We start from the raw sequence: 15,803 nt of genomic DNA, 5'->3' as shown, positions 1-15,803 counted from the left end.
TTGTGGAAAAAGAACGGTTTGGTTGGGAATGTAAGGACGAAAATGTAACTTTGCCATAACGAAAAACTTTATGCCTAAAGATACGAAAACTTTGGGTAATAACAAAGCCCGGGCTTGAGAAAGTCTGGGCTTTGCGCATAAAAAAAGGCTGTGTCAGCATTTTGACACAACCTCTTTCTTGTTTTTGGGCTATTTTGTCTGCCTTGCCTTATACTTGCCTTGTTTTGCTTGCTTTTCTTTTCTTTTCTTTTCTTTTCTTTGTTTTGCTTGCTTTCTTGGGGTCAGCAGATTTTTAGTGGGGATTATTCTTATACTTGTGAAGTGTTTTTTCTTTCTTTCTTAGTTTTTAGGATATTATATCGTATCGTCTAAAAGAATGCTATCTCTCCTAAATCCCCCTTAGTACAGAGAATTTACTGTACAGCCAGAACAACACCCCGAACTACATCCCCCTCTCTTTACGTTCTTTTGTTCTTCTGTCTAAAAAAGAATATAAAAATAATGTCACAAAAAATGATAGTGTCACCAGATAAACAATCAATTTACCGATAAGTTTATTCTTACTTCTCTTCTTCCTCGTTTTGGAAAACCGGGTTGTTTTTCGTATATTTGTCAGCGAACTGATTTTTTAATTAATATTTAAAGCAAATTGAAGTATGAAAACTAAAGTTTTATTCGCTGCTGTGGCAGTAGCATTTTCTTTCGCTGTAACATCATGTGGTAACAAAAAAGCTGCTGATGCCAATGCTGCCGGAGCAGACTCTTGTTGCGCTGCACAAACAGAACAGGTATGTGACTCTGCAAAGGCTTGCTGCCAGGCTGATTCTGCCGTTTGTCCGAAAGCTGATTGTCCGGAGGCCGCTTGCGACAGCGCCAAGTGTGACAAACCTTGTGAAAAGAAGTAATTCAGGACTTGTATCGAACTGAAACATAAAGGAAAGGCGTGCCTGTTTGGTACGCCTTTCTTGTGATATATTGGTGCGATAAATGAATATAATCTTATAAAATGATATTATTTCAGATGAAAAAGTTACTGATTTATTTGTATGCTACAAAATAATCTATACCTTTGCATCATTAAACAAAAAAACAAGATGATTCAGAACTTTACATATATTCTACTGTGTGGTATTATTATTCTACTGGCAAAGTTTAGTGGAAGTGAGTGCTGTGCATAAATATATGTAAGATATAACAATATACGAAAGCCTTTCTCACTTCCCTGTGTGAAAGGCTTTTTTTATGGAATATGAATTTATAAATACAATGAAGCGATGAGTGATAAATTATTTATTTTCGACACAACGCTCCGCGATGGCGAGCAGGTTCCGGGATGCCAGTTGAATACAGTGGAAAAAATTCAGGTGGCAAGGCAACTGGAAGCGCTGGGCGTGGATGTGATTGAGGCGGGATTCCCCATTTCGAGTCCGGGTGACTTTAACTCGGTGATTGAGATTTCCAAAGCTGTGACGTGGCCTACGATTTGCGCCTTGACACGTGCCGTACAGAAAGATATTGACGTGGCGGCGGAAGCTCTGCAATTTGCCAAGCATAAACGTATTCATACCGGTATCGGTACTTCCGACTCGCACATCAGATATAAATTCAATTCCAACCGCGAGGAGATTATCGAACGTGCCGTGGCGGCAGTGAAGTATGCCCGCCGCTATGTAGAGGATGTCGAATTCTATGCCGAAGATGCCGGACGCACGGATAACGAATACCTGGCGCGTGTGGTGGAAGCCGTTATCAAAGCGGGCGCTACGGTGGTGAATATTCCCGATACCACCGGTTACTGCCTTCCCGGTGAGTATGGTGCGAAGATAAAATATCTGATGGAGCATGTGGACGGCATTCATAACGCTGTCATCTCCACGCATTGCCACAACGACCTGGGGATGGCTACTGCCAATACAATGGCAGGTGTGCTGAACGGCGCCCGCCAGGTGGAAGTTACTATCAACGGTATCGGCGAACGTGCCGGAAATACTTCGCTCGAAGAGGTGGCTATGATTATCAGATGTCATAAGGATATTGATATTGAAACCAATATCAATACGCAGAAGATTTACCCTACCAGCCGTATGGTATCCAGCCTGATGAATATGCCGGTGCAGCCTAACAAGGCAATCGTAGGCCGTAATGCCTTTGCGCACTCGTCGGGCATTCATCAGGACGGCGTATTGAAGAATGTGCAGACTTATGAGATTATCGACCCGCACGATGTGGGCATCGATGACAACTCTATCGTACTGACCGCCCGTAGCGGACGCGCTGCCTTGAAGAACCGCCTGCAGGTGTTGGGCGTGTCTCTGGATCAGCAGAAACTGGATAAGATTTACGAAGATTTCCTGAAACTTGCCGATAAGAAGAAAGATATTAACGACGATGATATTCTGGTATTGGCAGGTGCGGACCGCTCGCAGAATCATCGTATCAAACTGGAATACTTGCAGGTGACGAGCGGCGTAGGTGTCCGTTCGGTAGCCAGCATCGGGTTGAACATTTCGGGTGAGAAGTTTGAGGCCGCCGCCAGTGGAAACGGTCCGGTAGATGCCGCAATCAAAGCCCTGAAGAAGATAATAGACCGCCACATGACGTTGAAGGAGTTTACCATTCAGGCCATCAGCAAGGGGAGTGATGATATGGGTAAGGTGCACATGCAGGTGGAATATGATAACCGTATCTACTATGGCTTCGGCGCCAATACGGATATTATAGCTGCGTCGGTGGAAGCGTATATAGACTGTATTAATAAATTTTAGCGGTTAGTGATTAGCGGTTAGTGATTAACGATTAGTGATTGATAATTTGTAATTAATACTTATTCTGATGAATACATTATTTGATAAAATTTGGGATGTCCACGTTGTACAGAAGGTGGAAGACGGCCCTACACAACTTTACATAGACAGGCTTTATTGCCACGAAGTGACCAGCCCGCAGGCTTTTGCCGGATTGCGTGCCAGGGGAATCAAGTGTTTCCGTCCGGAAAAGATATTCTGTATGCCCGACCATAATACGCCGACGCACGACCAGGATAAACCTATCGAAGACCCCGTGTCAAAGACGCAGGTGGATACGCTTGCCAAGAATGCGGAAGATTTCGGACTGGAGCATTTCGGCATGATGGACAAGAAGAACGGCATTATCCATGTGGTGGGTCCGGAACGCGGGCTGACCTTGCCGGGCATGACGATTGTATGCGGTGACTCGCATACGTCCACTCACGGCGCAATGGGGGCGGTGGCTTTCGGCATCGGTACGAGCGAAGTGGAGATGGTGATGGCTTCGCAGTGTATTCTGCAAACCCGTCCCAAGACGATGCGCATTACCGTAGACGGCAAATTGGGTAAAGGGGTGACCGCCAAAGATGTGGCGCTCTATATGATGTCCAAGATGACTACCAGCGGCGCTACGGGCTACTTTGTGGAGTATGCCGGAGAGGCGGTGCGCAGCCTGTCCATGGAAGGACGCCTTACGCTGTGCAACCTCAGCATAGAAATGGGTGCGCGCGGCGGTATGGTTGCTCCGGATGAAACGACCTTCGAGTACATTAAGGGACGCGAATATGCTCCGAAAGGCGAAGCGTGGGACAAGGCGCTGGCATACTGGAAAACGTTGAAAAGCGATGAGGATGCCGTGTTCGATAAGGAAGTACGCTTCGACGCCGCCGACATCGAGCCGATGATTACCTACGGAACCAATCCGGGTATGGGCATGGGCATCACGCAGCACATCCCCGCTACCGAGGGCATGGGCGAGGCCGCCAAGGCGTCTTTTATGAAGTCGATGGAGTATATGGGCTTCCGGCCGGGTGAACCGTTGTTGGGCAAGAAGATTGATTACGTGTTCCTGGGTGCTTGCACCAACGGCCGTATCGAGGATTTCCGTGCATTTGCCTCTATCGTGAAAGGCCGTAAGAAAGCGGCGGATGTAGTGGCATGGCTGGTTCCCGGTTCGTGGATGGTAGATGCGCAGATACGTGAGGAAGGCTTGGACAAAGTGCTGGAAGAGGCGGGATTCGCCATCCGCCAGCCGGGATGTTCGGCTTGTCTGGCGATGAATGATGACAAAGTGCCTGCCGGGAAATATGCGGTGTCCACCAGTAACCGTAACTTTGAGGGACGTCAGGGGCCGGGTGCACGCACATTGCTTGCCAGTCCGCTGGTGGCTGCGGCAGCGGCGGTGACGGGGGTGATTACAGACCCGAGGGAGTTTATCTAAATCAAGGTTCACTACAGAGGGACAGAGGGGCATGTTTTTTTCAGACATAAGAACAAAAGAACAGATTTGGCTGCGCTGCATAACCGGCATCTTTCTGCATAGCATATGTTCTTTTGTTCTTATGTCCGAAAAAATGTAAGTGGAGCAACTGAGGCCCTATGTCCTCTGCAGTGAAGAAAGAACAATCAAATAACAGCAACAATGAAACAGAAATTCAATATCATCAACAGCACTTGTGTACCTCTTCCGTTGGAGAATGTGGATACCGACCAGATAATCCCTGCACGTTTCCTGAAAGCCACCACGAAAGAAGGCTTTGGCGAGAACTTGTTTCGCGACTGGCGGTATGACAAGCAAGGCAACAAAATAGAATCTTTCGTACTGAACGACCCTACCTACGGCGGACAAATCCTTGTGGCCGGCAAGAACTTCGGTTCGGGAAGTAGCCGCGAGCATGCGGCATGGGCCATTGCCGACTATGGTTTCCGCGTGGTGGTGAGCAGCTTCTTTGCAGATATCCATAAGAACAACGAACTGAATAATTTCGTGCTTCCCGTGGTGGTGAGCGAACCGTTCCTGAAGGAGCTTTTCGACTCGGTTTTTGCCAACCCCAAAACAGAAGTGGAAGTGAACCTGCCCGAACAGACCATTACCAACAAGGCCACGGGCAAGAGCGAGCATTTTGAAATCAATGCCTACAAGAAACACTGCCTGATGAACGGATTGGACGATATAGATTTCCTTGTAGAGAACAAAGACAAAATAGAATCCTGGGAGAAGAAACATGAAGCATAATCATCCGAAGATAGAAATCATGGACACCACGCTCCGCGACGGCGAACAGACCAGCGGAGTGTCTTTCGTGCCCCATGAGAAGCTGATGATAGCCCGTTTGCTGCTTGAAGACTTGAAGGCGGACCGGGTGGAAGTGGCTTCCGCGCGGGTGTCTGAAGGGGAGTTCGATGCGGTGAAAATGATATGCGACTGGGCCGCCCGCCGCAATATGCTGCCGAGGGTGGAAGTGCTCGGTTTCGTAGACGGGCATACGTCGGTGGACTGGATACACGCTACCGGCTGCCGCGTCATTAACCTGCTGTGCAAAGGCTCGCTGAAGCATTGCTCCTGCCAGTTGAAGAAGTTGCCCGAAGAACATATCGAGGACATTCTGGCAGTGGTGGACTACGCAAACGTGCAGGACATGGAGGTGAACGTCTACCTGGAAGACTGGAGCAACGGCATGAAAGATTCGCCCGAATATGTGTTTCAATTGATGGACGCATTGATTCGGACCAACATAAAGCGGTATATGCTGCCCGATACGTTGGGGGTGCTGAACCCGTTGCAGGTCATTGAATTCATGCGGAAAATGGTGAAACGCTATCCGCACGCGCATTTCGACTTCCATGCGCACAATGATTACGACCTTGCGGTGAGCAATGTGCTGGCAGCCGTGTTGAGCGGTTGCAAGGGGTTGCACACCACCATTAACGGTCTGGGCGAGCGTGCCGGGAATGCACCTCTTGCCAGCGTGCAGGCCATCCTGAAAGACCATTTCAGCGCTGTCACCAATATCGACGAGAGCCGCCTCAATGATGTGAGCCGTGTGGTGGAGTCTTATTCGGGCATCGTAATTCCCGCCAACAAACCGATTGTGGGTGAGAATGTGTTTACACAGGTGGCGGGTGTGCATGCCGACGGAGATAATAAAAGCAACCTGTACTGCAACGACCTTTTGCCCGAACGTTTCGGCCGTAAGCGGGAGTATGCGCTGGGCAAGAACAGCGGCAAGGCGAATATCCGCAAGAACCTGGAAGACCTGGGGCTGGAGCTGGACGAGGACGCTATGCGCAAGGTTACCGAACGTATCATCGAGCTGGGCGATAAAAAGGAGCTGGTGACGCAGGAAGATTTACCGTACATCGTTTCCGATGTTTTGAAACACGGCATGATGGACGAGCGGGTGAACCTGAAAAGCTACATCGTGAACCTTGCCTACGGACTGAAACCGATGGCTACGTTGAAAATAGAAATCAACGGCAAGGAGTATGAGGAGAGTTCCAGCGGCGACGGTCAGTACGATGCCTTTGTGCGTGCGTTGCGCAAGATATACAAGGTAACTCTGGGGCGCAAGTTCCCGATGCTGACGAACTATGCGGTGACCATCCCGCCCGGCGGACGTACCGATGCCTTTGTGCAGACGGTTATCACCTGGAGTTTTGAAGACAAGGTGTTCCGTACCCGCGGGCTGGATGCCGACCAGACGGAAGCGGCCATTAAGGCTACGGTAAAGATGTTGAATATAATAGAAGCTGAATACGATAAATAAGATGCCCAACCATGATTGATAAGAGAATAAAGGATTATTTCGAAAGAAAACCCAATGTAAGCTATCTGTTTTTTGCTTGCATGATATTTTTGTTTCGTGTTTTCTTGAATTGGTATGCAAATGAGCTGCAGCTCGTCACTCTTATGGATGTGATATGGACGCTTATGCTGACTGCGGGATTTGTGACGGGTGACCGTGTTCGCCGCAAGAATAAAGCAATGAAAGATAAGATAGAAAATGAATTGAAAAAGAAATAATAATTATGGACTTTAAAATTGCAGTATTGGCCGGTGACGGTATCGGCCCCGAAATATCCGCCGTAGGTGTGGACGTAATGACCGCCGTTTGCGAGAAATTCGGTCACAAAGTAAGTTATGAGTATGCCGTGTGCGGTGCGGACGCCATCGACAAAGTGGGCGACCCTTTCCCCGAAGCTACCTATCAGGCTTGTAAGAATGCCGATGCAGTGCTCTTTTCGGCAGTAGGCGACCCGAAATTCGACAATGACCCCACCGCCAAGGTGCGTCCCGAACAAGGACTGCTGGCTATGCGCAAGAAGTTGGGGCTGTTTGCCAATATCCGTCCGGTGCAGACCTTCAAGTGCCTCTTGCACAAGTCGCCACTCCGTGCGGAACTGGTGGACGGTGCGGACTTCATCTGCATCCGCGAACTGACGGGCGGTATGTATTTCGGCGAGAAGTATCAGGACAACGACAAGGCCTACGACACCAATATGTACACCCGTCCGGAGATTGAACGCATCCTGAAAGTGGGCTTTGAGTATGCCATGAAGCGCAACAAGCACCTTACGGTAGTGGACAAGGCGAACGTACTTGCCTCTTCGCGCCTGTGGAGACAGATTGCGCAGGAAATGGCCCCGGACTATCCGGAAGTCACTACCGACTATATGTACGTGGACAACGCCGCCATGCGCATGATTCAGGAACCGAAGTTCTTCGACGTGATGGTGACCGAGAATACCTTCGGCGATATTCTGACCGATGAAGGCTCCTGCATCAGCGGCTCCATGGGCTTGCTCCCATCGGCTTCCACGGGCGAAAGCACGCCGGTGTTCGAGCCTATTCACGGTTCATGGCCGCAGGCTAAGGGCCTGAACATAGCCAATCCGCTGGCACAGATTCTTTCCGTAGCCATGCTGTTCGAGTATTTCGACCTGAAGGAAGAAGGCGCGCTTATCCGCAAGGCGGTGGATGCTTCGCTCGACGCCAATATCCGTACCCCGGAAATCCAGGTGGAAGGCGGTGGCAAATACGGCACGAAAGAAGTGGGTGCGTGGATTGTGAACTATATCAAACACTAATCTTTATTAAGGAAAGAAAGGGCGAAACGTTTTTTTCCTACCTTTGCGAGGAGATGCGTCAAGAGTACGGCAATAGCGAGCCTGCTTTTGGTGTGTCTCCTCATTTGTGTCTTATTCTGTATAAACTCGGACGAATTATGGCGAAAATAGCGAATAACTTGACGGAACTTATCGGCGGTACGCCGCTGATGAAACTGGCGGGGTACAGCCGGAAGTACGGATTGCAACGGGAAGTGGTTGCCAAACTGGAGTCCTTTAATCCCGCAGGCAGCGTAAAAGACCGCGTAGGGCTGGCGATGATCGAGGATGCCGAAGCGCGCGGAGCGTTGAAGCCCGGCGCCACCATTATAGAGCCTACCAGCGGCAATACGGGAGTAGGGCTGGCAATGGTGGCCACCATCAAAGGTTATCATCTGATACTGACCATGCCCGAAACCATGAGCGTCGAACGCCGCAACCTGCTGAAAGCCCTCGGAGCGGAAATCGTGCTGACGGACGGACTGGCAGGCATGGCGGGCTCTATCGCCAAGGCGCGGGAACTGAGGGACAAGATACCCGGCGCCGTGATTCTGCAACAGTTCGAGAACCCTTCCAACGCCCGGATACACGAACTTACTACGGGCAAGGAAATCTGGACGGATACGGACGGACAAGTGGACGTGTTTGTGGCGGGAGTAGGTACGGGCGGCACGATTTGCGGTGTGGCGCGCGCCTTGAAAAGGCATAATCCGAATGTCTACATTGTGGCCGTAGAACCCGCATCATCTCCCGTGCTTGAGGGGGGCGAGGACGCGCCTCACCGCATACAGGGCATCGGGGCAAACTTTATTCCGGCCCTTTACGATGCTTCGGTAGTGGATGAGGTGATTCCCGTGCCGGATGATGAAGCCATTCGTGCCGGACGCGAACTGGCATCCACCGAGGGACTGCTGGCGGGAATATCTTCCGGAGCGGCTGTCTATGCGGCACGTCTGCTGGCGGTGCGTCCCGAATTTGCCGACAAAACGGTGGTGGCCTTGCTGCCTGATACGGGAGAGAGGTATCTCTCTACGGAGTTGTTTGCTTTTGACACCTATCCTTTGGATTAAATGCCGGGGACGGACGTTTGTTTCACCCGGTGGTAGCGGTCATACCGACGGGTGGTAGCACTTGTACCGTCGCGTGGTATTGCCCGTATCATCCTTTGGTACTCTTTGTACCAGCGCTTGGTACTGTCCGTACCACCGCCTGATATTCTTTGTACCCTTGCTTGGTACTTCCTGTACCGGCTGGTGAAACCGGTACGGGTGCATTAATAAATTTAGAATCATAAGTATGAAGAAACTGATTTTTCTCGCAGTATGTTTATTGGCAAGCGGTATGCCTGCATTCGGGCAAACCTATCAGGAACTTTGCGACCGTGCCGTAACTTATACGGAGCAGGATAGTCTGCCGCAGGCGGAAACGTACATCCGCAGAGCCTTGAAGCTGGAGCCTGCGAATCCTCATAACGCCCTTCTGTTCTCCAACCTCGGTACGATACAACGCCGCCAGCGGAAGTATGAAAAGGCTTTGGAGTCCTATAATTTCGCCCTGAATATAGCCCCGCGGGCAGTGCCTATCTTGCTGAACCGTGCGACCATTTATATGGAACTGGGGCGCAACAACCTGGCACAAGCCGACTATTCGCTGGTGCTGGATTTGGAGAAAGACAACGAAGAAGCCCTGCTGATGCGCGCTTATATCTATATGCAACAGCGTGACTATAAAATGGCAAAGGCGGATTACGAACGCTTGTTGAAAGTGAATCCCACCAGCTACAACGGCCGTCTCGGTTTGGCTACTTTAGAGCAGAGAGAGGGAAAATACGAAGAAGCACTGAGGCTATTGAACACTATGATTGCCGCCAAAGGAGAGAACCGGCAGTTGTCTCCTTCCCAATATGCCATGCTTTATGTGGCTCGTGCCGGAGTAGAAAAAGACTTGCACCATACAGATATGGCACTGGTAGACCTGGAAGAGGCGATAAGCCTGGATAGCTCGCAGCCTGAAATATACCTGATGCGCGGCGAAATCTACCTCGCCCAAAAAAAGAAAGAACTTGCCAAACGCGATTTCGAGAAAGCCATATCGTTAGGAGTACCGCAATCTGATTTACGCAACTTCTTACAACAAACGGGGAAATAGGGGGTAGTGGTTAGTGATTAGCGGTTAGTGATTAGTGATTAGCGTTTAGCGTTTAGTGATTAAGTTATGTACAATAAACAGTTAACTGCTAATTGCAAAACACTCACTGCTCACCACTAATCCTTAATCGCTAATCACTAATCACTAATCGTTAATCACTATATTTTCGTATTAGGTTGATAAATTCTTTGCCGTATTTCTTTTTTTTGTGTTCTCCGATGCCGCTGATGTTGCCGAACTCTTCGAGGCTGGTGGGGCGTGAGGTGCTGAGCAAGTGGAGAACCTTGTCGGACAGGACGATATAGGCAGGCAGGGCCTCTTCATCGGCAAGACGTTTTCTTAATTTGCGCAATGCTTCAAAGAGGGCTTCGTTCTCTGTATTGGGAAGTCCTAAGGGTAGCTCTTGGGCGGGGACGGTTGCTTTGCGTTTTCTGCCACGTTTGGTTTCGTTTGTTTCTTCCCGGCGTATCACTACCAATCGGGCGGTGGCTCTGCCAAAGAGGACATCGCTTCCTGCGGAAGTTATTTTCAGATGATTGTTTTCGTTGTAGGCAATCTCGAAGTATCCGAGTTGCAGCATTTGTAATAAATAATCATGCCAGTCGCGGGCGGGAACATCACGTCCGGCGGCAAAGGTTTTCAGTTGCTGATAGCCTTTGCCTACGACTTCGGACGACATGTTTCCCCTGAGAATATCCACTAAAACACCTGTACCGATTTGCTGGTCTGTGCGGACAATGGCGCTCAGGGCTTTTTGTACGATGACAGTTCCGTCAAAGCGTTCGGGCGGGTTCTTGCAGACGTCGCAATTGCCGCAGTCATGGTCTGCTATTTCTCCAAAATAACTTAACAATATGCGGCGTCGGCAGATGTCGGATTCGGCGTATTGCTGCATGCGTTGCAGTTTCTCCAGGTTGATGTTCTGTTGTCCGCTCTCGGTAGCGAATTTGGTAAGCAAAATCAGGTCTGCAAGCGAGTAGAACAGTAGCGTGTCACTGGGCAGTCCGTCTCTGCCGGCACGCCCTATCTCCTGGTAGAAACTCTCGATGCTCTTTGGTAAATTATAATGAATAACCCAACGAACGTTACTCTTGTCTATACCCATGCCGAAAGCAATGGTGGCGCACACTACCTGCACGCGGTCGTTGATGAAATCGTCCTGCGCTTCGTCCCTGAGGGAGGGGGAGAGGCCGGCATGGTAGACGGCGGTGCGGATACCCTGCTTCTGGAGCATCTGCGCCACGGATTCCGTCTTGCTACGGCTCATGCAATAGATGATGCCGCTTTCTCCGGGATGGCGGGCTATGAAGTCAAGAATTGTCTTGGATTTTTCCTTCTGCTGGTAGCCCCGTTTTACGGTGAGGCTCAGGTTGGGACGGTCGAACGAGGAGATGAACGTCCGGGGATGGTTCAGGTGAAGCTGCCTGATGATATCTTCGCGCGTGATTTTGTCGGCGGTGGCGGTCAGGGCGATGATGGGCACGTGCGGGAACTGCTGGTGCAGAATCCCCATCTGTGCGTATTCAGGCCGGAAGTCATGTCCCCATTGCGAGATGCAGTGCGCTTCGTCGATGGCGAAAAGCGAGATGTGCATGTCCCGCAGGAGATAATTGGCTTCTGTAAGCAGCTTTTCGGGCGAGATATACAGCAGTTTCAGTCTGCCTTCCATGCAGGCACGGCGCAGGGCAGCATTTTCCGTTTCGTCATTGCTGCTGTTCAGCGCACCGGCGCTGATGCCGTTGGCGCATAATGCCTCTACCTGGTCCTTCATCAGCGAGATGAGCGGCGAAACGACTACCGCGGTTCCTTCGCGCAGCAGGGCGGGAAGCTGGTAGCATATTGATTTTCCACCGCCGGTGGGCATTAACACAAGTGCGTCGTTTCCGTCCAGAATGTGACGGATAATCTCTTCCTGAAGGGGACGGAAACTGTCGTATCCGAAGTATGTTTTAAGCGTTTGTAGCATAAGCAGTGCCGGTATCTTTTTATCAGGGGACAAAGGTACGTTAATTCTTGCATAAAATGCAAAAGGAAGTGGCGTTCAGTCAAATAACTTAATAATGAAGCAGTTGTGTTAAATAAGCTTGTAATTAAACGTATCCTGCTTCTTTTCAAGCTTTTTCGTTGTTTGTATATTAAAAATATGTACGGGAAAAGTTGCGTATTAAAAAAAAATGTTAGACTTTTGTGTAATCTAAGGGAAGCTCCTTTGGATTTCCGTATTTAAACAACCCTAACCAGTTAATTTAATGAGTGATTTAGAAAAGAATGCACAGGAGGAGGCTACAAAGAAGCATCCCTATAACCTGCGCGAAAAGAAAGAAAAGAAGGCTGCCTACCGTTCCTTGATACGGCCGGAACTGGCAGACGAGCTGTACGACAGGATATTGAATATCATTGTCGTGCAGAAGAAGTACAGAGACCCCAATTACTCTGCTAAGGATTTGGCGAAAGAACTGCAGACCAATACCCGTTATTTGTCGGCAGTGGTGAACTCCCGTTTCGGCATGAATTATTCTTGTTTGTTGAATGAGTACAGAGTGAAAGACGCTTTGCATTTATTGACAGATAAGAGATATGCTGACAAGAATGTTGAGGAAATCAGCACGATGGTAGGCTTTGCCAATCGTCAGTCTTTTTATGCTGCATTTTATAAAAATGTAGGAGAAACTCCTAACGGTTATCGTAAGAAAAATGCAGTGAAAGGTAAATAATGCAGTAAAACTGAACTTATAAAAGGAAATATTCCGAGCCATGTGCTCCGGAATACTTCCTTTTGTTATTTTAATACTAATCAATCTTTTCCAAACACGCATGAAAAAACAACTGATTTCCGTAATGGTTGCCGCGTCCTTGCTGACAGCTTGCGGCGGAGCACCGAAAACTACTGCCAAGGCAGAAAAATTTGATTATACAGTGGAACAATTTGCAGATTTACAGATTTTACGCTATCGCGTACCGGAGTTTGAGAACTTGTCTCTCAAACAGAAAGAATTAGTTTATTACCTCACGGAAGCCGCTTTGCAGGGACGTGACATCCTGTTCGACCAGAACGGGAAATACAACCTCAGAATCCGCCGGATGCTGGAAGCCGTCTATACGGGCTATACCGGCGACAAGACTGCGGCAGACTTCAAGGCTATGGAAGTGTACCTGAAACGGGTATGGTTCTCCAACGGCATTCATCATCATTACGGCTGCGAGAAGTTCGTACCGGGCTTTACTCCCGAATTCTTCAGGCAAGCCCTTTTAAGCGTGGACGCCGCTACACTGCCGCTTGCAGAAGGGCAGACGGTGGAGCAGCTTTATGAAGAGGTGGCTCCCGTTATCTTCGACCCCAAAGTGATGCCGAAGCGTGTGAACCAGGCTGCCGGTGAGGATTTGGTGCTGACTTCGGCATGTAATTATTATGACGGGGTGACGCAGCAGGAAGCCGAAGCCTTTTACAGCGCCCTGAAGGACCCTAAGGATGAAACGCCGGTTTCTTACGGATTGAACAGCCGCCTGGTGAAAGAGAACGGCAAGATTCGGGAGAAAGTGTGGAAAGCCGGAGGATTGTATGGTGCGGCTATCGGGAAGATTGTGTATTGGCTGAAGAAAGCGGAAGGCGTGGCCGAGAACCCTGAACAGAAAGCGGTTATAGCCAAGCTGATAGAGTTTTATGAAACAGGTGACTTGAAGACCTTTGATGATTATGCCATTCTGTGGGTGAAGGATTTGGATTCCCGCATCGACTTCGTAAACGGATTTACCGAAAGCTACGGCGACCCGCTGGGCATGAAGGCAAGCTGGGAATCTTTGGTGAACTTCAAGGATTTGGAAGCTACCCGCCGCACGGAGATTATCAGCAGCAATGCGCAATGGTTCGAAGACCACTCTCCGGTGGAAAAGCAGTTCAAGAAAGAGAAGGTGAAAGGTGTTTCAGCCAAGGTAATCACTGCCGCTATTCTGGCGGGCGACCTCTATCCTTCGACGGCTATCGGTATCAACCTGCCCAATGCCAACTGGATCCGCAGCCATCACGGCTCCAAATCCGTAACGATTGGCAATATAACGGATGCCTACAACAAGGCGGCCCATGGCAACGGCTTCAACGAAGAGTTTGTATATAGCGATGCCGAACTGCAATTGATAGACAAATATGCCGATACGACCGATGAACTGCATACCGACCTGCATGAGTGTCTGGGACATGGTTCCGGCAAGCTGCTTCCGGGCGTAGACCCCGATGCGCTGAAGGCTTACGGCTCTACTATCGAAGAGGCGCGTGCCGACTTGTTCGGACTGTATTATGTGGCCGATCCGAAACTGGTGGAACTGGGGCTGACTCCGAGTGCGGATGCCTACAAGGCCCAATTCTATACCTATCTGATGAACGGCTTGATGACACAGCTTGTGCGTATCGAACCGGGAAACAACGTGGAAGAGGCACATATGCGCAACCGTCAGCTCATAGCCCGTTGGGTATATGAAAAGGGTGCTGCCGACAAAGTGGTGGAACTGGTGAAGAAGGACGGAAAGACTTATGTCGTAATCAATGATTATGAAAAGGTACGGGAACTGTTTGGCGAACTGCTTGCCGAAATACAGCGTATCAAGTCCACGGGCGACTATGACGCAGCCCGTGAACTGGTAGAGTCCTATGCCGTGAAAGTAGACCCGGAACTGCACGCGGAAGTATTGGAACGTTACAAAAAGCTGAACCTGGCTCCGTATAAGGGCTTTGTCAACCCGAAGTATGAGGCTGTGACGGATGCGGACGGCAACATAACCGATGTGAAGGTGACTTATGATGAAGGGTATGCCGAACAGATGCTACGTTATAGCAAGGACTACTCGGTATTGCCTTCAGTGAACGATTGAATGGTAATTTAGAGATTTTATTGTTTTCTTTTAGGCACGGATTACGCGGATTACACGGATTTACTTTATCCTTTTTTTTCGTTTCCGTGAAATCCGCGTAATCCGTGCCTAAAAAAATCATCAGGTGCATTTTGACACACCTCTTTTTTAAGATAAAAGGCTTTTTGCCTCAGGTGATAACCGGAACTCTCATTTCTGAAACTAATGGAACTAAAAGAACAACTCAAAGAAATAAAAACCCAGCTCCGCCTCTCCATGAATGGGGCTGTGTCTCAAAGTATGCGTGAGAAAGGTTTGGTCTACAAACTTAACTTCGGTGTGGAACTGCCCCGTATCAAAAGTATTGCTTCTGCTTACGGGAAAGATCATGCCTTGGCGCAGGCACTTTGGAAAGAAGATATTCGCGAATGTAAAATATTGGCGGGATTGCTCCAGCCTGTCGACAGCTTCTTGCCCGAAATAGCGGACATATGGGTGGAGAACATCCGGAACATCGAGATTGCGGAACTTACCTGTATGAACCTTTTCCAACATCTTCCGTATGCTCCTGCGAAGTCTTTTCACTGGATTGCCGCTGAAGATGAATATACGCAGGTCTGCGGTTTCCTTACCATTGCCCGGCTGTTGATGAAAAAAGGCGATATGAACGAACGGGTAGAGAATGAATTCCTTGACCAGGCAATATCGGCGTTCCTCTCAGGCTCTTATCATGTGCGCAATGCCGCGCTGACCGCTATCCGCCGCTTCATGCAGCACAGCGAGGAAAATGCGTTTCAGGTTTGCCGCAGGGTAGAAGGCATGGGAGATTCCTCTTCGGAGACAGAACGGCTGCTTTACAATCTGGTAAAGGAAGAGGTAGCGTTATGATAAAACGGTAAAGTGATAGAGTGCCGGCTACTT

General features: G+C 49.4%; 13 protein-coding genes. 12 read left to right on the top strand and 1 reads right to left on the bottom strand.

Annotated elements, in window-relative coordinates; genetic code table 11:
* Positions 1-656: 656 nt before the first annotated feature.
* The 9 genes from H8S52_RS16495 (at position 657) to H8S52_RS16455 (ending at position 10,040) form a co-directional block, all read left to right on the top strand.
* On the top strand, positions 657-905 hold the full coding sequence (locus tag H8S52_RS16495) for a hypothetical protein (protein WP_117742213.1): 249 nt from the start codon (positions 657-659) through the stop codon (positions 903-905).
* 369 nt (positions 906-1,274) lie between these two features.
* Positions 1,275-2,765 (top strand): 2-isopropylmalate synthase, encoded by a 1,491-nt coding sequence (locus H8S52_RS16490; protein ID WP_016662589.1) that lies wholly within the window; start codon positions 1,275-1,277, stop codon positions 2,763-2,765.
* 67 nt (positions 2,766-2,832) lie between these two features.
* Positions 2,833-4,227, top strand: coding sequence for a 3-isopropylmalate dehydratase large subunit (leuC, locus tag H8S52_RS16485; RefSeq protein WP_117899943.1), 1,395 nt, complete (start codon positions 2,833-2,835; stop codon positions 4,225-4,227).
* Between the two features lie 201 nt (positions 4,228-4,428).
* Entirely contained in the window at positions 4,429-5,022 is a 594-nt protein-coding gene (gene leuD, locus H8S52_RS16480; RefSeq protein WP_022103473.1) for a 3-isopropylmalate dehydratase small subunit, read from the top strand.
* The gene (locus tag H8S52_RS16475; RefSeq protein ID WP_005654372.1) at positions 5,012-6,553 is read left to right on the top strand and encodes an alpha-isopropylmalate synthase regulatory domain-containing protein; all 1,542 of its coding nucleotides are present in this window, start codon (positions 5,012-5,014) and stop codon (positions 6,551-6,553) included. The genes leuD and H8S52_RS16475 overlap by 11 nt, the downstream gene beginning before the upstream one ends.
* A gap of 11 nt (positions 6,554-6,564) precedes the next feature.
* Positions 6,565-6,810, top strand: coding sequence for a hypothetical protein (locus H8S52_RS16470; RefSeq protein ID WP_005654373.1), 246 nt, complete (start codon positions 6,565-6,567; stop codon positions 6,808-6,810).
* 5 nt (positions 6,811-6,815) lie between these two features.
* Positions 6,816-7,874 (top strand): 3-isopropylmalate dehydrogenase, encoded by a 1,059-nt coding sequence (gene leuB, locus H8S52_RS16465; RefSeq protein WP_117666504.1) that lies wholly within the window; start codon positions 6,816-6,818, stop codon positions 7,872-7,874.
* 137 nt (positions 7,875-8,011) lie between these two features.
* Positions 8,012-8,962, top strand: coding sequence for a cysteine synthase A (gene cysK / locus H8S52_RS16460; RefSeq protein ID WP_186910229.1), 951 nt, complete (start codon positions 8,012-8,014; stop codon positions 8,960-8,962).
* A 226-nt stretch (positions 8,963-9,188) separates the two neighbouring features.
* A complete protein-coding gene (locus tag H8S52_RS16455; RefSeq protein WP_005654379.1) occupies positions 9,189-10,040 on the top strand; it encodes a lipopolysaccharide assembly protein LapB in 852 nt (283 codons plus the stop codon).
* Positions 10,041-10,191: 151 nt separating this feature from the next.
* Here H8S52_RS16455 and recQ read toward each other — a convergent pair whose 3' ends face one another.
* Entirely contained in the window at positions 10,192-12,006 is a 1,815-nt protein-coding gene (recQ, locus tag H8S52_RS16450; protein WP_117859150.1) for a DNA helicase RecQ, read from the bottom strand.
* Between the two features lie 283 nt (positions 12,007-12,289).
* On the opposite strand from recQ, the gene H8S52_RS16445 reads away from it, so the two are divergent.
* The 3 genes from H8S52_RS16445 (at position 12,290) to H8S52_RS16435 (ending at position 15,770) form a co-directional block, all read left to right on the top strand.
* Entirely contained in the window at positions 12,290-12,754 is a 465-nt protein-coding gene (locus tag H8S52_RS16445; RefSeq protein ID WP_016662582.1) for an AraC family transcriptional regulator, read from the top strand.
* A 100-nt stretch (positions 12,755-12,854) separates the two neighbouring features.
* Positions 12,855-14,903: a dihydrofolate reductase gene (locus H8S52_RS16440; RefSeq protein ID WP_186910228.1), complete on the top strand. Its 2,049-nt coding sequence runs from the start codon at positions 12,855-12,857 to the stop codon at positions 14,901-14,903.
* Positions 14,904-15,107: 204 nt separating this feature from the next.
* Positions 15,108-15,770 carry a DNA alkylation repair protein gene (locus H8S52_RS16435; RefSeq protein WP_016662580.1) on the top strand — a complete coding sequence of 221 codons (663 nt, stop codon included), beginning with the start codon at positions 15,108-15,110 and terminating at the stop codon, positions 15,768-15,770.
* The last annotated feature ends 33 nt before the right edge of the window (positions 15,771-15,803 follow it).

Origin of the sequence: Bacteroides sp. NSJ-48, assembly GCF_014287405.1 — a bacterium.
Lineage (GTDB): Bacteria > Bacteroidota > Bacteroidia > Bacteroidales > Bacteroidaceae > Bacteroides > Bacteroides stercoris.
This window is presented reverse-complemented; position numbering and strand designations above follow the sequence as displayed.